This is a genomic window from Tenacibaculum insulae (assembly GCF_964512435.1).
Classification (GTDB): Bacteria; Bacteroidota; Bacteroidia; order Flavobacteriales; family Flavobacteriaceae; genus Polaribacter; species Polaribacter insulae_A.
Genome location: NZ_OZ208512.1, coordinates 2286582 through 2306582, shown reverse-complemented (window position 1 = coordinate 2306582; position 20001 = coordinate 2286582). Strand labels below are relative to the sequence as shown.

General features: G+C 31.2%; 15 protein-coding genes. 7 read left to right on the top strand and 8 right to left on the bottom strand.

The genetic code is table 11. From position 1 onward, the window contains the following. Window positions 1-21: 21 nt before the first annotated feature. The 6 genes from proC to argH all read left to right on the top strand — a co-directional run bounded on the left by proC (window position 22) and on the right by argH (window position 6301). Window positions 22-822, top strand: coding sequence for a pyrroline-5-carboxylate reductase (proC, locus tag ACN5J5_RS10620; RefSeq protein WP_418644870.1), 801 nt, complete (start codon window positions 22-24; stop codon window positions 820-822). Continuing rightward, window positions 819-1949: an aspartate aminotransferase family protein gene (locus ACN5J5_RS10615; protein ID WP_418644869.1), complete on the top strand. Its 1131-nt coding sequence runs from the start codon at window positions 819-821 to the stop codon at window positions 1947-1949. Before proC ends, ACN5J5_RS10615 begins: the two co-directional genes overlap by 4 nt. A gap of 117 nt (window positions 1950-2066) precedes the next feature. After that, entirely contained in the window at window positions 2067-3002 is a 936-nt protein-coding gene (locus tag ACN5J5_RS10610; RefSeq protein WP_418644868.1) for an acetylornithine carbamoyltransferase, read from the top strand. Between the two features lie 92 nt (window positions 3003-3094). Beyond that, entirely contained in the window at window positions 3095-3871 is a 777-nt protein-coding gene (argB, locus tag ACN5J5_RS10605; protein ID WP_418644867.1) for an acetylglutamate kinase, read from the top strand. Next, window positions 3871-4941, top strand: coding sequence for a M20 family metallo-hydrolase (locus tag ACN5J5_RS10600; protein WP_418644866.1), 1071 nt, complete (start codon window positions 3871-3873; stop codon window positions 4939-4941). The genes argB and ACN5J5_RS10600 overlap by 1 nt, the downstream gene beginning before the upstream one ends. A gap of 85 nt (window positions 4942-5026) precedes the next feature. After that, window positions 5027-6301, top strand: coding sequence for an argininosuccinate lyase (gene argH / locus ACN5J5_RS10595; protein ID WP_418644865.1), 1275 nt, complete (start codon window positions 5027-5029; stop codon window positions 6299-6301). A 72-nt stretch (window positions 6302-6373) separates the two neighbouring features. Here argH and ACN5J5_RS10590 read toward each other — a convergent pair whose 3' ends face one another. The 6 genes from ACN5J5_RS10590 to ACN5J5_RS10565 form a co-directional block, all read right to left on the bottom strand. Next, window positions 6374-7837 (bottom strand): glutamate synthase subunit beta, encoded by a 1464-nt coding sequence (locus ACN5J5_RS10590; RefSeq protein ID WP_418644864.1) that lies wholly within the window; start codon window positions 7835-7837, stop codon window positions 6374-6376. Between the two features lie 4 nt (window positions 7838-7841). After that, window positions 7842-12353: a glutamate synthase large subunit gene (gene gltB / locus ACN5J5_RS10585; RefSeq protein ID WP_418644863.1), complete on the bottom strand. Its 4512-nt coding sequence runs from the start codon at window positions 12351-12353 to the stop codon at window positions 7842-7844. A gap of 249 nt (window positions 12354-12602) precedes the next feature. Next, window positions 12603-13718 carry a 3-isopropylmalate dehydrogenase gene (gene leuB, locus ACN5J5_RS10580; protein ID WP_418644862.1) on the bottom strand — a complete coding sequence of 372 codons (1116 nt, stop codon included), beginning with the start codon at window positions 13716-13718 and terminating at the stop codon, window positions 12603-12605. Window positions 13719-13729: 11 nt separating this feature from the next. After that, window positions 13730-14308: a 3-isopropylmalate dehydratase small subunit gene (gene leuD / locus ACN5J5_RS10575; RefSeq protein ID WP_418644861.1), complete on the bottom strand. Its 579-nt coding sequence runs from the start codon at window positions 14306-14308 to the stop codon at window positions 13730-13732. Window position 14309: 1 nt separating this feature from the next. Further along, complete coding sequence (gene leuC, locus ACN5J5_RS10570) at window positions 14310-15692, bottom strand: 3-isopropylmalate dehydratase large subunit (RefSeq protein WP_418644860.1); 1383 nt, start codon at window positions 15690-15692, stop codon at window positions 14310-14312. After that, entirely contained in the window at window positions 15692-16867 is a 1176-nt protein-coding gene (locus ACN5J5_RS10565) for a 2-isopropylmalate synthase (protein ID WP_418644859.1), read from the bottom strand. Before ACN5J5_RS10565 ends, leuC begins: the two co-directional genes overlap by 1 nt. Window positions 16868-16997: 130 nt before the next feature. Here ACN5J5_RS10565 and ACN5J5_RS10560 point away from each other — a divergent pair, with 130 nt between their 5' ends. Continuing rightward, entirely contained in the window at window positions 16998-18560 is a 1563-nt protein-coding gene (locus tag ACN5J5_RS10560) for a hypothetical protein (RefSeq protein ID WP_418644858.1), read from the top strand. A 2-nt stretch (window positions 18561-18562) separates the two neighbouring features. Here ACN5J5_RS10560 and metF read toward each other — a convergent pair whose 3' ends face one another. Together metF and ACN5J5_RS10550 are read right to left on the bottom strand one after the other, a co-directional pair. Continuing rightward, the gene (gene metF, locus ACN5J5_RS10555) at window positions 18563-19519 is read right to left on the bottom strand and encodes a methylenetetrahydrofolate reductase [NAD(P)H] (protein ID WP_418644857.1); all 957 of its coding nucleotides are present in this window, start codon (window positions 19517-19519) and stop codon (window positions 18563-18565) included. 219 nt (window positions 19520-19738) lie between these two features. Beyond that, window positions 19739-19999 carry a hypothetical protein gene (locus ACN5J5_RS10550; RefSeq protein WP_418644856.1) on the bottom strand — a complete coding sequence of 87 codons (261 nt, stop codon included), beginning with the start codon at window positions 19997-19999 and terminating at the stop codon, window positions 19739-19741. Window positions 20000-20001: the final 2 nt, after the last annotated feature.

Sequence of the window (20001 nt, the reverse complement as noted above, 5' to 3'; positions counted from 1 at the left end):
GAACTTAAAAAAACATAAAACATGAAAATAGCAATTATAGGTACAGGGAATTTAGGAAAATCTATTGCAAAAGGGTTAATAACAACCAATGCTATAACTTCTTTGTATTTAACAAGAAGAAAACTAGATACTATTAAAGAATTTGAAGGATATAAAAATGTTAGTTTAACAACTAATAACTCTGAAGCTGTTATAAATTCAGACATCATTATTCTAGCTGTTCAACCAACACATTTAAAACAAATTTTAAATAATATTCAACCTTTACTAAAGGAAAATCACATTCTTATTTCTACCATTACTGGTTTTTCAATTACTCAAATTGAAGAGGTTATTGGAGTTCATAATTTTATTATTAGAGCAATGCCTAATACTGCAATTGCCGTTGGTAAATCGATGACTTGCCTGTGTGGAAACATTAAAGGATTGGAAAGAATAAAAGTTGCCGAAGCAGTTTTTAACAGATTAGGTACTTCTATTGTTATTCCAGAATCTAAAATGCAAGCTGCAACCGTAGTTTGTGCAAGCGGAATTGCTTTTTGGATGCGGATGATAAGAGCAACTACTCAGGCTGCTATTCAATTAGGTTTTGATGCCAAAGAAGCACAAGAATTAGCCATGCATACTTGTGATGGTGCTGCAAACTTATTAATTACAACAGGAAATCATCCAGAACAAGAAATAGATAAAGTTACAACGCCTAAAGGCTGTACTATTGAAGGATTAAATGAAATGGAACACCAAGGGTTAAGTTCTTCATTAATACAAGGAATGGTTACCTCATATAATAAAATTAACACCATAAAAACTGAGCAATTATGAGTTTATTTAATGTATATCCACTATTTGATATTACTCCCGTAAAAGCTAAAGACGTTTTTGTTTATGATGAAAATAATACGAAGTATTTAGACTTATACGGAGGGCACGCTGTTATTTCTATCGGACATTCTCACCCAACATATGTAAAAAGTATTAGCAATCAAGTAAGTAATTTGGGGTTTTATAGTAACTCAATTCAAAATCCGTTACAAACAAAATTAGCTGATGAGTTAATAAAGCAATCTAATTGTAACGATTATCAATTATTTCTATGCAATTCAGGAGCTGAAGCAAATGAAAACGCTTTAAAACTAGCTTCTTTTCATACCAATAAAAAGAAAATTATTGCTTTTAAAAATGGTTTTCATGGTAGAACATCTGCTGCGGTTGCTGCTACAGATAACACTAAAATTGTTGCGCCAATTAATGCACAACAAGAGGTTGAATTTTTCGAATTAGGTGATTTACAATCTGTAGAAAAAGCTTTACAAAAAGAAGATGTTTGTGCTGTAATTATTGAATGTATTCAAGGAGTTGGTGGTTTAGATGAAAGTACTACTACTTTTTATCAAAGTTTAGATAAATTATGTAAACAATACAAAGCTTTGTTTATAGCCGATGAAGTACAATCTGGTTTTGGAAGAACTGGTGATTTCTTTGCTTTTCAAAAACACAATATTACCCCAGATATTATTTCAATGGCTAAAGGAATGGGAAATGGTTTTCCTATTGGCGGAATTTTAATTCATCCTTCAATTGAAGCTTCTTATGGTTTATTAGGAACCACTTTTGGTGGAAATCATTTAGCTTGTGTGGCTTCTTTAACTGTTTTAACTATTTTGAAGGAAGAAAAATTACTAAAAAATGCAAGTATTATTTCTGAATACTTTATTAAAAAAGCAGCAGAGATTCCAGCAATTAAAAAAATAAAAGGAAGAGGACTAATGTTAGGAATGGAATTTAATTTTCCAATTGCATCGTTAAGAAAAGAACTAATTTTTAAACATCATATTTTTACAGGAAGTGCTAAAAACCCTAATTTACTAAGAATTCTTCCGCCACTAACAATCAAAAAACAACATGTTGATCAGTTTTTTGATGCCATAAAAAAGGAATTGAGTTATTAAAAACCGCTCGACTGCACTCAGGTAACAATGATTTATCTTATCGAGCATTACTAAAATTAAACTATTTTTTAATTGAAAGTAGCAAGCGTTGTTTGTCGAGAATTATAGAATTATAGAATGAAAAAATATACAACCATAAATGATATTGAAAATGTTTCTGAAATTATTAAAGAAGCTATTCAATTAAAAGAAAATCCCTTTGGGTTTGAAAATTTAGGAAAACATAAAACACTTGTAATGTTGTTTTTCAATTCAAGCTTAAGAACAAGATTAAGTACAGAAAAAGCTGCTAAAAATTTAGGCATGCAAGTAATGGTATTAAATGTAAATGATGCTTGGAATTTAGAATTTGAAGATGGTACAACTATGAATTTAAATTCTTCAGAGCATGTAAAAGAAGCTGCTCAAGTAATTTCTCAATACGCAGACATTATAGCTATAAGAGCATTTTCATCCTTAAAAAATAAAGAAAAAGATGAGTCTGAATTCATATTAAATAGCTTTATAAAATATGCTACAGTTCCGGTTGTAAATATGGAAAGTTCAACAGCGCATCCATTACAAGCTTTAACCGATGCAATTACCATTGAAGAGTTAAAAACAAAACTAAAGCCAAAAGTTGTATTGTCTTGGGCTCCGCACCCGAAAGCTTTGCCTCACGCTGTTGCTAATTCGTTTGTTAAAATGATGCAAAATATAAATGTTGATTTTTCTATTACACATCCGAAAGGTTACGAATTAAATCCTGAAATCACTAAAAACACGCCAATTAATCATAATCAAGAAGGGGCTTTAAAAAATGCTGATTTTGTATATGTAAAAAACTGGAGTAACTACATTGATTACGGAAAAATTACTTCTCAAGACCCAAATTGGATGCTTACAAAAGAAAAGTTAGGCAACTCAAAATTTATGCATTGCTTACCAGTTAGAAGAAACGTGGTAGTTGAAGATAGTGTGTTAGACAGTAACAATTCTGTGGTAATTCATGAAGCTAATAACAGAACGTATGCAGCTCAGGTTGTACTAAAAAAAATAATAGAGAATCTTTAAAAAGAACGTCATTCTGAATTTATTTCAGAATCTCATACATATAATAATGAGAAACTGAATCAAGTTCTGCTTAACGATGTAAAAATTTAAATATGGAAACATTAAAAATTATAAAAATAGGAGGAAATATTATAGACAATCCAGCAGTATTAGATAATTTTCTTATGGAGTTTTCTAAAATTGAAGCGCCAAAAATATTAGTACATGGTGGCGGTAAATTGGCCACAAAACTAGCGCAACAAATGAATGTAAAAGTTGAAATGGTTAACGGAAGAAGAAAAACCAATGCAGAAACTTTAGATATAATTACGATGGTTTACGCTGGTAAAATTAACAAGAATATTGTGGCTTCTTTACAACAAAAATCAAACAATTCAATTGGTTTTACGGGGGCTGATGGCAATACAATTCTCTCAGTAAAAAGACCTATAAAAGAAATAGATTATGGTTTTGCTGGCGATATAGTTAATGTAAACACTACTGTTTTAGAAAGTTTATTAAGTGCAAATATTACACCTGTTTTTTGCGCCATTACTCATGATAATAATGGGCAATTATTAAATACCAATGCCGATACTATTGCTTCAGAATTAGCCATTGGTTTTGCTAAGAAACATCAAACAGAATTATATTACTGCTTTGAAAAAAATGGTGTTTTATTAGATATAAATAATGAAGATTCTGTTATAGAGAACATTACTACAAAAAAATATGAAGAGTTATTGGCTAAGAACATTATTGCCGATGGAATGTTACCAAAAATGAATAATTGTTTTCATGCAATTAACCAACAGGTACATAAAGTTTGTATTGGAAAATCAGAAATGTTATACAACCAGAATTCAAAATTCACAACAATACAAGCTTAATGAAAACACAACAAGAATTAACGCTTGATGCGATCGAATTATTAAAAAACTTAATAGAAACGCCTTCTTTTTCATCAGAAGAAAACCAAACAGCACTGCTTTTAGAAAACTGGTTTATTAGTAACAATATTCCTTTTAAAAGAAATGTACATAACGTTTGGGCTATTAATAAATATTTTGATGAAAGTAAACCTAGCTTACTTTTAAATTCACATCACGATACCGTAAAACCCAATAATGGCTACACAAAAGATCCTTTTAAGGCAATTATTGAAGATGGAAAATTATATGGCTTAGGAAGTAATGACGCAGGTGGTTGTTTAGTTTCACTATTAGCTACCTTCACTCACTTTTATCATAAAAAAAAACTAACATATAATTTAGTAATTGTAGCGTCTGCAGAAGAAGAAAATAGTGGTGATAATGGTTTAAATAGTATGCTATCTATCATTCCTAATATTGATGTTGCCATTGTTGGCGAACCAACTTTAATGAATTTAGCAGTTGCAGAAAAAGGATTGGTTGTTTTTGATGCTATAGTTAAAGGTACTCCAAGTCATGCTGCACATCCTAATACAAATAATGCCATTTATAACAGTATTGATGTTTTAAAATGGTTTGAAAATTATCAATTTAAAAAATCGTCAGATGCTTTAGGTGATGTAAAAATGACTGTTACACAAATAAATGCAGGTAAGCAACATAATGCAATTCCTTCAGAAGTAAAACTAGTTGTTGATGTGCGTGTAAATGATAAATATACAAATCAAGAAATTGTAAATATTCTACAAAAAGAATCTCCTTGTGATACTATTAAACCTCGTGGAATAAAATTGAGTTCTTCTTCAATTCCGATTAATCATGATTTAATAAAAGCAGGTATTTCTTTAGGAAGAAAAACTTATGGCTCTCCTACCCTATCAGATCAGTCCGTATTAAGTTGTCCTTCTTTAAAATTAGGCCCTGGTGATAGCACTCGTTCGCACACAGCAAATGAATTTATTTATTTACATGAAATTGAAGAAGGAATTGAAATTTATATCAATTTATTAAATAAAGTAATAGTTTAAAAATAATGTCAATTCAAACTCATTTGAGATGTTTTAATGTCAATTAGATCTCGACTGCACACAATCAGACAAAAAATATTATAATATGAAACTTTGGGATAAAGGATTAACGATAGACAAAAAAATAGAACAATTTACAGTCGGAAACGATAGAGAAATTGATATGCATATAGCTAAATATGATCTACAAGCATCTTTGGCTCATGCTAAAATGTTGTATAAAATTGCAATAATCGATTCAGATGAATTACAAAAATTAGAAGAAGGTCTTGATGAAATGAAACATCAAATCGAAAATAACACATTTGTAATTGAAAATAACTTTGAAGATATACACTCTAAAATTGAATTTGAGTTAACTAAAAAGTATGGAGATGTTGGAAAAAAAATTCATACTGCCCGTTCTAGAAACGATCAAGTTTTAGTTGCCTTACATTTATATTACAAACAGAACATAGCTGACGTAATTAAACAAACAAATACTTTATTCGAAACTCTATTAGATTTATCAGAAACATATAAAGACAATTTATTACCTGGCTATACACATTTACAAGTAGCAATGCCTTCTTCTTTTGGTTTGTGGTTTTCTGCCTATGCCGAAGTATTAATAGACGATATATATTTGTTAGAAGCCGCTTTTAAGGTAGTAGATCAAAACCCTTTGGGCTCTGCTGCTGGTTACGGAAGTTCTTTTCCGATTGATAGAGCTTTCACAACACAAGAGTTGAATTTTTCTACGTTAAAATACAATGTTGTTGCTGCACAAATGAGCAGAGGTAAAAGTGAACGAACAATTGCAGCGGCTTTGGGCGGATTATGTAACACCTTAGCTCGTTTTTCGATGGATATTTGCTTGTATATGAGTCAAAATTTTGGATTTATTTCCTTTCCAGATGAGTTAACTACTGGAAGTAGTATTATGCCTCATAAAAAGAATCCAGATGTATTTGAATTGATTAGAGGAAAATGTAATAAAATACAGGCATTGCAAACTGAAGTGATTTTAATTACTAATAATTTGCCAAGTGGTTATCATAGAGATTTTCAATTATTAAAAGAAAATATGATTGCTGCTTTTGAAGAAGTTAAAAATATTTTAGAAATTTTTAATTTTTCAATCAAACAAATTATTGTTAAAGAAGTAAATCCGAATGATGAAAAATACAAATTTTTATTTACGGTTGATAATATGAATACGTTAGTTGAAAACGGAATGACCTACAGAGATGCTTATAAGGATATTGGTGCTAAAGTTGAAAATGGAACATACAAACCAGATACTTCAAAGAAGCATTCTCATATTGGAAGTATCCATAATTTAAGTTTAGATAAAATTCGAGAGAAATTTCCGAAGTAAAAAAATAAGAGTATGATTTTGCTAAAATCATACTCTTAAAACTTCCCTTTTTCAAAAAAATTCAATTCTTTATTAAATTCCTACTAAATCTCCACTCGCATTTTTAGAAGGTAATTCTGATTTTCCCATTAAATAAATATCAACTTGTCTTGCTGCTTCTCGACCTTCAGAAATTGCCCAAACAATTAATGACTGTCCTCTACGCATATCTCCTGCCGCAAAAATATTCGGAATGTTGGTTTGGTATTTTCCATAAGTTGCTTTATAATTAGAACGAACATCTTTTTCAATACCTAATTTATCCGCTAAAGTACTTTCCGGACCTGTAAAACCTAAGGCTAACAAAGCCAAATCACAAGGCCATGTTTTTTCTGTTCCTTCAATTTCAATAAGCTGAGGTCGTTGTCCAGGAACCATTTTCCATTCAACATTTACTGTTTTTAAAGCAGTTAAATTTCCGTTTTTATCTTTAACAAACTCTTTGGTATTTATTAACCAATTTCTTTCTACACCTTCTTTATGAGAAGTAGATGTTTTTAATTGTAAAGGCCAATATGGCCAAGGAGTTGTTGGTGAACGGTGCCCTGGTGGTTTTGGCATAATTTCGAAATTTACAACCGATTTTGCACCTTGACGATTTGAAGTACCAATACAATCAGATCCTGTATCTCCACCTCCAATAACAATTACATTTTTATCAGTAGCTAAAACTTGGTTTTCAACATCTTTTCCTAAAACTACTTTTGTTTGTTGGGTTAAAAAATCCATGGCTTGTACAACGCCATTTGCCTCGATACCTGTTGTTGGTAAACTACGTCTTTCGGTAGCACCACCACATAAAACCACTGCATCAAAATCTTTTAAATCTTCTACATTATAATTAACACCAACATTTACATTGGTTTTAAATAAAATACCTTCAGCTTTTAAAATTGCTACACGACGATCAATAATTCCTTTTTCTAATTTAAAATTAGGTATTCCGTAGCGTAATAATCCTCCTACCTCATCATCTCTTTCAAAAACAGTAACCGTATGACCGGCTCTATTTAATTGTTGCGCTGTTGCTAAACCAGCAGGTCCAGAACCTACAACGGCAACCGTTTTTTGAGTTCTATTTTTTGGTGGCTGTGGTTTTATCCATCCCTCTTTAAATGCACGTTCAACTATATTTTTTTCAATATTTTCGATAGAAATTGGATCTTCAATAATACCCAATACACATGCTTTTTCACATGGAGCAGGACATAAACGTCCTGTAAACTCAGGAAAATTATTGGTAGAATGCAATAACCATGAGGCTTTTTGCCATTCTCCCTGATGTATCATATGATTAAAATCTGGAATTAAATTTCCTAGCGGGCAACCACTATGACAAAAAGGAATACCACAATCCATACAGCGAGAACCCTGTTTTTCTAAATCTTTTTCTGAAAGCGCAACGGTAAACTCTTTGTAATTTTTTACACGATCTTTTACAGCTGTGTACGTTTCATCTTGTCTTTCAAACTCTTTAAATCCTGTTACTTTTCCCATGACATTATGCTATTGTTAATTCTTCAAACATTGGTTCTTCTGTTTTTATACGCTCTAAAGCACGCTTGTATTCCGTTGGCATTACTTTTACAAAGTTTTTTAAACTCGCATCCCAATCGGCTAATAAAGCAGCACCTTTTTTACTACCAGTATATAAAACATGTTTTTCAATAATCGTTTTTAATTCTACAGCATCTTCATTTAAAACCGCTTCAAAATCGATTGTTTCTGTGTTACATAATCCATTTGTAAATTTATTTTGCGCATCAAAAACATACGCAATTCCTCCACTCATACCAGCGGCAAAATTTCTTCCTGTTTTACCTAAAACAACAACTCTACCTCCTGTCATATACTCACAACAATGATCTCCAACACCTTCTACAACCGCTGTTGCACCAGAGTTACGAACTGCAAAACGCTCGCCTGCAATTCCGTTTATATAAGCTTGCCCTTCTACAGCACCGAATAAACAAACATTACCTACAATGATGTTATTTTCTGCTATAAAATCGGCTTTATCTGGTTTTTTTACGATTAATTTAGCTCCAGATAAGCCTTTTCCCAAATAATCATTCGTATTACCATCCACTGTAAAAGTTAATCCATGTGCACCAAAGGCACCAAAACTTTGCCCTGCAGAACCGGTAAAATTAAGATTCAATGTATCTTCTGGTAAACCTAAATGCCCATAAATTTTTGATACTTCATGACTCACTATTGCCCCAACAGTACGATTTGTATTTTTTATCGGATACGTAAGATTCATTTTTTCTTTTCGATATAAAGCTCTGTGAGAATCTTTAAGGATCGTAAAATCTAATACGTTTTCTAAATTATGCTCTTGAGTTTCTGTATTTTTAAGCACCATACTCTTATAAGTAGCAGGTCTATGCAAAATACTTGATAAATCTAATCCTTTAGCTTTGTAGTGCTTAATTGCTCTATTTGCGTTTATTTTATCTGTTTGACCAACCATTTCGGCTAAAGTTCTAAAACCAAGTTGCGCCATTATTTGTCTTAATTCTTCAGCTATATAATAAAAGAAATTAATTACATGTTCTGGAGTTCCTTTAAAGTTTTTACGCAACTCTTTGTCTTGCGTAGCGATACCAACCGGACACGTATTTAAATGACATTTACGCATCATAATACACCCAGATGCCACCAATGGTGCAGTTGCAAAACCAAATTCTTCAGCTCCTAATAATGCAGCAATTGCAACATCTCTACCTGTTTTTAATTGCCCGTCACACTCTACAACAATTCTACTTCTTAATTTATTTAAAACCAGTGTTTGTTGTGCTTCTGCCAAACCAAGTTCCCAAGGTAAACCAGCGTGTTTTAATGAGGTAAGCGGTGAAGCTCCTGTACCACCATCGTAACCAGAAATTAAAACAACATCTGCTTTTGCTTTTGCAACACCTGCTGCAATGGTACCTATTCCTACTTCTGATACTAATTTTACATTTATTCTTGCATCTCTATTAGCATTTTTTAAATCGTAAATTAATTGTGCTAAATCTTCAATTGAATAAATATCGTGGTGTGGTGGTGGAGAAATCAATCCTACAAAAGGAGTTGAATTTCTTGCGGATGCAATCCAAGGTAATACCTTTTCTCCTGGTAATTGCCCTCCTTCTCCTGGTTTTGCACCTTGTGCCATTTTTATTTGAATTTCTTTGGCACTTGATAAATAATGAGAAGTTACTCCAAAACGCCCAGATGCAACTTGTTTAATTGCTGAGTTTCTACTATCACCATTTACATCTTTTTGAAAACGTTTTCTGTCTTCACCACCTTCACCTGAATTAGATTTTCCGCCAATTCTGTTCATGGCAATGGCTAAGTTTTCATGAGCTTCACGAGAAATAGATCCGTAAGACATGGCTCCTGTTTTAAATCGCTTTACAATTTCTGTCCAAGGTTCTACTTCATCTAAAGGAATTGGATCTAAATTATTAAATTCAAACAAACCACGAATGGTCATTAAACTTTCTGACTGCTCGTTAATCGCTTTTGCATATACATTATAACTATCCTGATCGCTTAACCTTACAGCTTGTTGTAATTTTGCAACTGTAGTTGGGTTAAATAAATGGCGCTCTCCATTTCTTCTCCATCGGTAATTACCTCCAATATTTAAACTTAAATTTTTATCTATTTCTTTATCTGGATACGCTTGTTTATAACGTTTATCTATTTCTTTTTCTATTTCATACAAACCTATACCTTCAATTCTTGAGGCGGTATATGGAAAATATTTTTCAACAAATTGTGAGTTAAAACCAACAATTTCAAAAATTTGAGAACCTCTGTACGAATGTAAAGTTGAGATTCCTATTTTATTCATCACCTTTAAAATCCCTTTTCCGATAGCGGTATTAAAATTATCAACTGCTTTTTGCTCATCCATACCAGTAATAAAACCTTCTTTTACCTGAGAACGGATAATTTCATTTACCATATATGGATTAATAGCACTTGCACCATACCCAAATAAAGTGGCAAAATGATGCGGTTCACGCGGTTCTGCCGATTCAATAATAATATCGAAAAAAGAACGTTTACGTAATCTGTTTAATTGGTGATTTACAAACGAACACGCTAATAAAGCTGGTATGGGTGCAAACTCTTTATTTACACCTCTATCAGAAAGTATTATAATATTTGTTTTTCTTGTTAATGCTTTTTCAACCTGAACAATAATAGCTTCTAAAGCATCTTCTAACCCGTTAAGTCCTTCTGATTTTTTGTATAAAATCTCTATCGTTTCTGCTTTAAAACTTTCTACCGATATGTTTCTTATTTTTTCTAAATCATCGTTAGATATTACAGGGTTTTGTATTTTCAATTTTCGACACTGTCTTTCGGTAATGCTAAAAATATTTCTATCTTTTCCTAAATTTAAACTAATATCTGTTACAATTTCTTCACGAATACCATCTAATGGTGGATTGGTTACTTGTGCAAATAATTGCTTAAAATAACTTGAAATTAATTGAGGTTGGTCTGATAAAACTGCTAACGGCGTGTCAATTCCCATCGACCCTAACGCTTCTTTACCTACAATTGCCATTGGTGTTATTACTTCTTGAATATCTTCGAAAGTATAATTAAATAAACGCTGACGTGTTTTTATATCGATAGATTCTATCGGACAAGTTTCGCTTGTATAAGGAACATCTTTTAAATGTAAGCGTGTTTTATTTAACCATTCTTGATAAGGTCTTTCTGAAACAATTTTACTTTTTATTTCTTCATCTTCAATAATTCTACCTTCATTCATATCCACCAAAAACATTTTTCCTGGCTCTAATCTTCCATGTTCTTTTACATCTTCTGGCGCTACATCAACCACACCAATTTCTGAAGACATAATTAAGTTTCCACTCTTTGTTACTGTATACCTTGAAGGTCTTAACCCGTTTCTATCTAACAAAGCACCAATATAATCTCCATCCGTAAAAGGTACTGATGCAGGTCCATCCCAAGGCTCCATAATACAACCATTGTATTCGTAAAAAGCTTTTCTTTCTTCCGACATGGTTTTGTGTTTTTCCCAAGCTTCAGGAATCATCATCATCATAATTTCTGGTAAAGAACGCTCTGTGTGCGTTAATAATTCTACCACCATATCCATAGAAGCAGAATCAGATTTTCCTGGTAAAATTATAGGGAATAATTTGTCTATTTGCGGACCGAAAACATCACTTTTCATAATTTCTTCTCGAACTCGCATTCTACTTACATTACCACGTAAAGTGTTTATTTCTCCGTTTTGACACATATGCCTAAAAGGCTGTGCCAGTTCCCAAGTTGGCATTGTATTGGTAGAAAAACGCTGGTGTACTAAGGCTAAACGCGTAACTAAATCTGTTTCTTGTAAATCTTTATAATAAGGCCCAATATCTTCAGGCATAATAATACCTTTATAAATAATGGTAGTTATTGATAAACTTGGAACATAAAAATAGGCACTTTCAGAAATTTTAGATTTTCTGATAATATGTTCTGCTATTTTACGTGCCGCATATAATTTTGCTTTAAAAGCAGCTTCTGTTATTCCTTTTGTTTTATGAATAAAAAGCTGTTCGATATTAGGTTCTGATGCCAATGCTATTTCACCTAATTGAGTAGAATCTACAGGTACTTCTCTCCACCCTAAAATAGAAAGTCCTTGTGTTTTTATTTCATTTTCGAAAGTTGTTTTACAAAAATTATATTGATTTAAGTTTTTAGGTAAAAACACCATTCCTACTGCATATTCTCTTTGATTTGGGATAGAAAAATCACAAACTCGCTTAAAGTAATCATGCGGAATATCTATTAACAAACCTGCACCGTCTCCCGTTTTTCCATCAGAACTAACACCACCTCTATGCTCTAATTTTACTAATATTTCTAACGCATCATGTATAATTTTATTCGTTCTTTCTCCATTTAAATTACAGATAAAACCTGCACCGCAATTTTCATGTTCAAATTCGGGTAAGTATAAGCCTTGTTTTTTCATTGTGAATTATATTATATTTACTAAAATAGCTTTTTTAATAAAAATAAATCAACAAAATAGACAAAACACATAATTAAACACACGAACAACTTGTTTTTATTAAATTTTAATAACAAATCAATAATCAAAGTACTTCTTTAGTAAAAACAAAACACTTTTATAAACTTAAAAAAAATCAACAAAAAACACCATTGTAATTTCTTTTGGTAAAGAAACTACAATGGTGTTTTATAAATATGTGAATTTAGGCTAGATAATTGTGCTCTGACCTGCGTGAATATTATTAAAATTCATATCACTATCTTCTTGATTGTATATATAATCTGCAATAAAATCTCCCACTTTGCTTGTTCCGAAGTTTTTATCAGAATTAATATCTTCAGTAGTAATACCTAATTCTAATGATTTTTCTACTGCTTTTTCTATAACTATTGCTTCTTCATCTAAACCTAAATGATTTAATAACATTGCTGCTGATAAGATTGAGGCTAACGGATTTGCGATATCTTTTCCTTTTGCTTGCGGAAATGAACCGTGAATTGGCTCAAACAATGCATTTTCTTTTCCAATTGATGAAGATGCCAACAAACCTATAGAACCACCAATAACACTTGCTTCGTCTGATAAAATATCACCAAATAAATTTTCGGTAAGAATTACATCAAACTGTTTTGGATTTAAAATTAATTGCATCGCTGCATTATCAACAAAAATAAAATCTAATGCTACATCCGGATAATTACTAGCCAAAGCTGTAACTGTTTTTCTCCATAATCTAGATGTTTCTAAAACGTTTGCTTTATCAACCAATGTTAACTTTTTACGTCTTTTTTGGGCTGCTTTAAAAGCTAAATGAGCAATGCGCTCAATCTCTTCAACTGAATAAGAACAACCATCAAAAGCAATTTGTTTATCATCACTAATTTCTTTAATTCCGAAATAAATTCCGCCAGTTAATTCTCTGTATATTGTAATATCAGTTCCTTCAATAATATTTCTTTTTAAAGGAGAGTTTTCTATTAATTGCTGATATGCTTTTACAGGGCGCTCGTTACAAAAAAGCCCTAATTCTTTTCTTAATTTTAACAATCCTTGTTCTGGACGTACTTTAGCTGTTGGATCATTATCATATTTAGGATCACCGATGGCTCCAAATAAAATAGCATCACTTTTTTTACATAAAGAAATTGTTTTATCTGGTAACGGATTACCTGTTTTATCAATAGCACAGGCACCCATTAAGGCTTCTTTAAATATAAATGTATGCTCGTATACATTTGCAATTGCATTTAAAACTTTTTGCGCTTGTAGGGTTACTTCTGGTCCAATACCATCTCCGGGGATAACTGCTATATTAAATTTCATTTTTTTATCTTTTATAATGACGCTTCAAAAGCTTCTATTTTATCTTTTTTACTTACTAAAAAATCAATATCATCGTATCCATTAATCATGCATAATTTTTTATACGGATTAATCTCAAAACTACTATTACCTATAGGCGTTTTAAGTATTTGATTTTCTAAATCTACAATTACAATAGTGTCGGGATTTTTAGCTATTTTTTCAAGTAAATCGTTTAAATATTTTGCAGAAACTTGTATGGGTAAAATTCCGTTATTTAATGCATTTCCTTTAAATATATCAGCAAAAAAACTGCTTATAACTACTTTAAAACCGTAGCCTGCTAATGCCCACGCTGCGTGCTCTCTACTTGATCCGCAGCCAAAATTATCGCCAGCAATTAATATGCTTCCTTTATAATTTTTATTATTTAAAATAAAACTCTCATTTACACTTCCATCTTTATGATAACGCCAATCTCTAAACACATTATCTCCAAACCCTTTTTTATCGGTTGCCTTTAAAAAACGAGCAGGAATAATCTGATCTGTATCTACATTTTCAGTTGTTAATGGAACCGCTGTATCAATTAATTTTACAAATTTTTCCATCTTAATTTAAGTGTTTCGTTATGTCAATAATTTTTCCTTCTACTGCTGTTGCTGCTGCCATTAACGGACTCGCTAAAATGGTTCTAGCTCCTTGTCCTTGTCTTCCTTCAAAATTTCTGTTAGAGGTAGAAACACAATATTCTCCTTCAGGAATTTTATCATCATTCATTGCTAAACAAGCTGAACAACCTGGTTGACGTAATTCAAATCCTGCTTCTTCAAAAATAGTTTGTAAGCCTTCGTTTTGAATTTGTTTTGCTACTTTTTGAGATCCGGGAACTAACCAAGCATTTACATTATCGGCTTTTTGTTTTCCTTTCACATAATTTGCAGCTTCTCTAAAATCTTCAATTCTAGAATTAGTACAACTTCCTATAAATACATAATTTACCTTTTTATCAATTAAACTTTCACCTTTTTTAAAGTTCATGTAGGCTAATGATTTTTCGAACGATGCACCATTATCCATAGGAATATTTTCAGATATTTTAATTCCCATTCCTGGGTTTGTACCATACGTAAGCATTGGTTCAATATCCGCTGCATTAAAACTATATTCTTGATCAAACTTAGCATCAACATCTGATGGTAATGTTTTCCAATAAGCTACTTTTTTATCAAATTCACTTCCTTTTGGTGCAAATTCTCTATCTTTTACATAATTAAAAGTAGTTTCATCAGGAGCAATCATTCCGCCTCTTGCACCCATTTCAATACTCATATTACAAACTGTCATACGGCCTTCCATAGACATTTCTTCAAATACATTTCCTGCATATTCACAAAAATATCCAGTTCCAGAATTGGTTCCTAATTGAGCAATAATGTATAATATAACGTCTTTAGGAGATACCCCATTTTTTAATTTTCCATTTACAGCAACTCGTAAACTTTTAGGTTTTTGAAGTAACAAACATTGACTTGCAAATACTTGTGCTACTTGACTGGTACCAATACCAAAAGCGATGGTACCAAAAGCTCCGTGCGTAGAGGTATGACTATCTCCACAAACCATGGTCATTCCTGGTTGTGTAATTCCTAATTCAGGAGCAATAACGTGTACAATTCCGTTATTTTCATGTCCTAATTCATATAAAGTAATATCGTTTTCTTTACAGTTTTTTGTTAACTGCGCTAACTGATTTCTAGACAACGCATCTTTAACAGGTAAGTGTTGATTTACTGTTGGCGTATTATGATCTGCCGTAGCAACAATTTTATTTGGTCGCGCAACAGGAATGTTACGTTCTTTTAGCTCGTTAAAAGCTTGCGGACTGGTAACTTCGTGAATTAAATGTTTATCTATATATAAAACTTGTGGCCCGTCTTTAACTGTATCTACCACATGAGCATCCCATACTTTGTCAAATAATGTTTTTCCCATTAGGCAATTGCGATTTTAGATATTTTATTTACTTGTTTCATTATTAAATGCAAATCGTCGTCTATTATTTCTTTTTGTTTATCAGCAAAATTTAAAAAAGTTTTATAGGCTGAATCTAATTGTATTTTGGTTAACTCATACCCTATTTTTTTTGCTCTATAAGCCAATGCTGCTCTACCACTTCTTGCGGTTAGTACAATGGCACTTTCGGTAACTCCTACATCTGCAGGATCCATAATTTCGTAAGTTTCACGGTTTTTTATTACACCATCTTGATGAATTCCAGAACTATGTGCAAATGCATTTGCGCCAACAATTGCTTTATTTGGTTGTACTGGCATTCCCATACTCTCACGAACCATGATACTTGTATCGTATAATAATTGAGTGTTTATATCGGTTTGTAAATTTAAATACGGGTGTTGTTTTAAAATCATTACCACCTCTTCTAAAGCGGTATTTCCGGCACGCTCTCCTATTCCGTTAATCGTACATTCTATTTGTCTTGCACCATTAATTGCGCCCGCAATAGAGTTTGCGGTTGCCAAACCTAAATCGTTATGACAGTGACAAGAAATTATAACATTTTCAATTCCTTTTACATGCTCTTTTAAATACTTAATTTTTGCCCCATATTCTTCAGGCAAACAATAACCTGTTGTATCTGGAATATTTAAAACAGTTGCGCCAGATTTTATCATTTCTTCGCATACTTTAGCTAAAAAAGCATTCTCGGTTCTTCCTGCGTCTTCTGCATAAAACTCTACATCATCTACAAAATTTTTAGCATAAGAAACAGCTTCTTTACCCCTTTTTATTACCTCATCTTGCGAGGCATTAAATTTATATTTTATATGAGAATCACTGGTACCAATACCTGTATGAATTCTTGGTTTTACAGCGTATTTTAAAGCTTGAGCTGCTACTTCTATATCTTTTTTAACGGCTCTTGTTAAACCACAAACAGTTGCGTTTTTTACAATTTTTGCAATTTCGTTTACCGAAGTAAAATCTCCTGGGCTAGAAACCGGAAAACCTGCTTCGATAACATCAACACCTAAAAAATCAAGTCTTTCTGCTATAATTAGTTTTTGTGTTGTATCTAATTTACATCCAGGAACTTGCTCTCCGTCTCTTAAAGTGGTGTCGAATATTTGGACTTTATCGTTGTTCATTCGTCTAAAATAATTGTCATTATATAAATCAAATGTATATATTGGTTTTCTTTACAGGTTTAATTCTATTTGTTACTTACGACATTAATAAACAAATAAAAAATTATAAAATACTGAAAAACAGTTAATTATGAGTAAATTAATTACATCATCCAATCAACAAAACGATATGTTGTTTGTTTTAATAAAGTCTTTATCTAAGTCTGAAAAACGTCAATTTAACCTTTATGTTGGTCGTTTAGACGGTAATAATGATGCTAAATTTTTTTCTCTTTTTAAATTTTTAGAAAAGCAAAAGAAGTACGACGAAAAAGGAATTATAAAAACAGGTATTGTAAGTAAGCAACAATTATCAAATTTAAAAGCGCATTTGTACAAACAAATTTTAATTAGTTTACGAATGAATCCTGCGCATAAAAATATTCGAATTCAAATACGAGAATTATTAGATTTTGCTACTATTCTATATCAAAAAGGCTTGTATAAACAAAGTTTAAAATTGCTTGACAAAGCAAAAAATACAGCTATTGATAATCAAGAAAAAAACATTGCTTATGAAATTGTTGAACTAGAAAAAGTTATTGAAAGTCAATACATTACCAGAAGTATTAGCACAAGAGCTGATGAGCTAACAATTCAGGCTAAAGAATTAAGTCAGCAAAACGTAATTACTAGTAAATTATCTAATTTATCATTACAATTATACGGTACTTTATTAAAAACCGGCTATGTAAAAAATGACGCTGAATTAAAAAAAGTAAACTCTTATTTTAACTTAAAATTACCTAATTATGAATACGGAAATTTAGGTTTTAGAGAAAAACTTTGGTTATATAAAGCCAATTTATGGCATAGTTTTTTAACACAAGATTTTTTACAAAGTTATAAATACGCCAATAAATGGGTTGATTTATTTAAAAACGAGCCTAAAAACATCCAAATTCATCCAGTTTTTTATTTAAAAGGAAAAAATTACTTAATAGAAAGTTTGTTTTTTATTAAACATTACAAACAATTTAAAAAAGAACTGACTCTTTTTGATGAAGAGATTAAAAACAACGTAATACCACAAAATAGTAATACTGAAATTTTAATTTTTCAATATTATTATGCGAATAAATTGCACTTGCATTTTTTAGATGGTAGTTTTTCTGAAGGTGAATATTTAGTAGAAACCATCAATAATAAAATTGATATTTATAAGGACCGATTAGACAACCATCATATTGTGGTTATGTATTATAAAATTGCTTGTTTGTACTTTGGTATGGGTAAAAACAAAGAATGTATTTTATATTTAGATAAAATTATTAAGTCTAAAATAATTCATGTTGCAGAAGACTTACAATGCTTTGCTCGAATTTTAAGTTTAATTGCACATTACGAATGTGGCTTAGATTATGATTTTGAGCGACAATTTAAAGACACCTATCGCTTTTTATTAAAAATGGAAAACCTTCAGGAAGTTCAAAAAGAATTCATTTCATCAATAAAAGCGCTAGGTGACGTATTTCCTCATCAAGTAAAAAAGGAATTTAAAAAAATATATGATCGTTTAAAAATTTACGAGAATCATCCTTATGAAAAAAGAGCGTTTTTATATTTAGACATATTGTCGTGGCTAGAATCTAAAATAGAAAACAAGCCTGTTGCTCAAATTATAAAAGAAAAAATCGATAAAAACAAACGCTAATTTTAAAATAATGCCTTTGCAATCGCTTTAACATTATCGCTTTTTCCCATAGAGTAATAATGCAATAAAGGCACTCCGGCTGCAAGTAACTCTTTAGATTGCTCAATACACCATTCTACTCCTACTTGTCTTACTTCTTTGTTTGTTTTACAATCATCAACCGATTTAATTAACGTTTCTGGTAAATCAATTTTAAAAACTTGAGGCAATAATTGTAAATGACGTTTTACTGCAATTGGTTTAATTCCTGGAATAATAGGAATCATAATTCCCATTGCTCTTGCTGCATTTACAAACTCAAAATACTTTTGATTGTTAAAAAACATTTGCGTTACTACGTAATCTGCACCCGCATCAACTTTTTCTTTTAAACGTTTTAAATCTGTTTGTAACGATGGTGATTCTAAATGTTTTTCTGGATAACCAGCAACTCCAATACAAAAATCAGCTTTATGGTTGGCTTCAATTACATCGTGTAAATACTTTCCGGTATTTAAACCCTGAATTTGACTTACCAATTCTGTGGCATATTGATGCCCACCTTTTGTTGGTTCGAAATATTTTTGATGACTCATCGCATCACCTCTCAAAGCCATTACATTTTCAATGCCTAAATAATGGCAATCTACCAACAAATACTCTGTTTCTTCTTTGGTAAACCCTCCACATAAAACATGCGGAACCGTATCTACATCATATTTGTGCTTTATTGCTGCACAAATACCTACTGTACCAGGACGCATTCTGGTTATTTTTCTATCTAACAATCCATTTCCTTTATCAATATATAAATGTTCTTCTCTTGAAGTGGTTACATCAATAAAAGGTGGATTAAATTCCATCAACGGATCTATATTATTATATAAATCCTGAATGTTGTTTCCTTTTTTTGGCGGAATAATTTCAAACGAAAATAATGTTTTCCCGTTTGCTTTTTTAATGTGATCTGTTACCTTCATAAGTTATTATAAAGGCGTATTTAACTATATAAATGATGCTATAAATAATGATATTGTAAACATTACCAATAATTGAATCATAAACTTAATTTCTAAACTATACTTTTTCATTTTTGTTCTTTTTATTAATTTTTACAGTTCAAAATTACTATCGTTTCTTGATTTAAATTTTACCTTAAAGATAATTTATTGTTAATTAAATACGCTTTTTTTATGTTGTTAGTTGTTAGTTGTTTCTTGTTTTATTAATATTTTTTTTACCAATTCGTACGACTCTTTATATTCCCAATAAATCCATCTACCTTCTATATAATCGGTTAAAATATATTTATCACTCAAAGATTTAATTCTACTAATCGCTATTGTTTTTAAAGAGAAAACATCAGCAATAACCTCTTCAGTTATCTCTTTATTTTTTTCATCATAACCATGAGAAATAATATGATTTTTAAGATGTAATTCTATAAATTTCTGACTCATTC

What these genes read in the sequence shown, in the direction of transcription:
- argB (WP_418644867.1), top strand. Translation starts at nt 3,095, where the DNA reads ATGGAAACATTAAAAATTATAAAAATAGGAGGAAATATTATAGACAAT.
- gltB (WP_418644863.1), bottom strand. Translation starts at nt 12,353, where the DNA reads ATGAAAAAACAAGGCTTATACTTACCCGAATTTGAACATGAAAATTGC.
- ACN5J5_RS10565 (WP_418644859.1), bottom strand. Translation starts at nt 16,867, where the DNA reads ATGAACAACGATAAAGTCCAAATATTCGACACCACTTTAAGAGACGGA.
- metF (WP_418644857.1), bottom strand. Translation starts at nt 19,519, where the DNA reads ATGAAGGTAACAGATCACATTAAAAAAGCAAACGGGAAAACATTATTT.
- ACN5J5_RS10590 (WP_418644864.1), bottom strand. Translation starts at nt 7,837, where the DNA reads ATGGGAAAAGTAACAGGATTTAAAGAGTTTGAAAGACAAGATGAAACG.
- ACN5J5_RS10615 (WP_418644869.1), top strand. Translation starts at nt 819, where the DNA reads ATGAGTTTATTTAATGTATATCCACTATTTGATATTACTCCCGTAAAA.
- ACN5J5_RS10610 (WP_418644868.1), top strand. Translation starts at nt 2,067, where the DNA reads ATGAAAAAATATACAACCATAAATGATATTGAAAATGTTTCTGAAATT.
- proC (WP_418644870.1), top strand. Translation starts at nt 22, where the DNA reads ATGAAAATAGCAATTATAGGTACAGGGAATTTAGGAAAATCTATTGCA.
- ACN5J5_RS10560 (WP_418644858.1), top strand. Translation starts at nt 16,998, where the DNA reads ATGAGTAAATTAATTACATCATCCAATCAACAAAACGATATGTTGTTT.
- leuC (WP_418644860.1), bottom strand. Translation starts at nt 15,692, where the DNA reads ATGGGAAAAACATTATTTGACAAAGTATGGGATGCTCATGTGGTAGAT.
- leuB (WP_418644862.1), bottom strand. Translation starts at nt 13,718, where the DNA reads ATGAAATTTAATATAGCAGTTATCCCCGGAGATGGTATTGGACCAGAA.
- ACN5J5_RS10550 (WP_418644856.1), bottom strand. Translation starts at nt 19,999, where the DNA reads ATGAGTCAGAAATTTATAGAATTACATCTTAAAAATCATATTATTTCT.
- leuD (WP_418644861.1), bottom strand. Translation starts at nt 14,308, where the DNA reads ATGGAAAAATTTGTAAAATTAATTGATACAGCGGTTCCATTAACAACT.
- argH (WP_418644865.1), top strand. Translation starts at nt 5,027, where the DNA reads ATGAAACTTTGGGATAAAGGATTAACGATAGACAAAAAAATAGAACAA.
- ACN5J5_RS10600 (WP_418644866.1), top strand. Translation starts at nt 3,871, where the DNA reads ATGAAAACACAACAAGAATTAACGCTTGATGCGATCGAATTATTAAAA.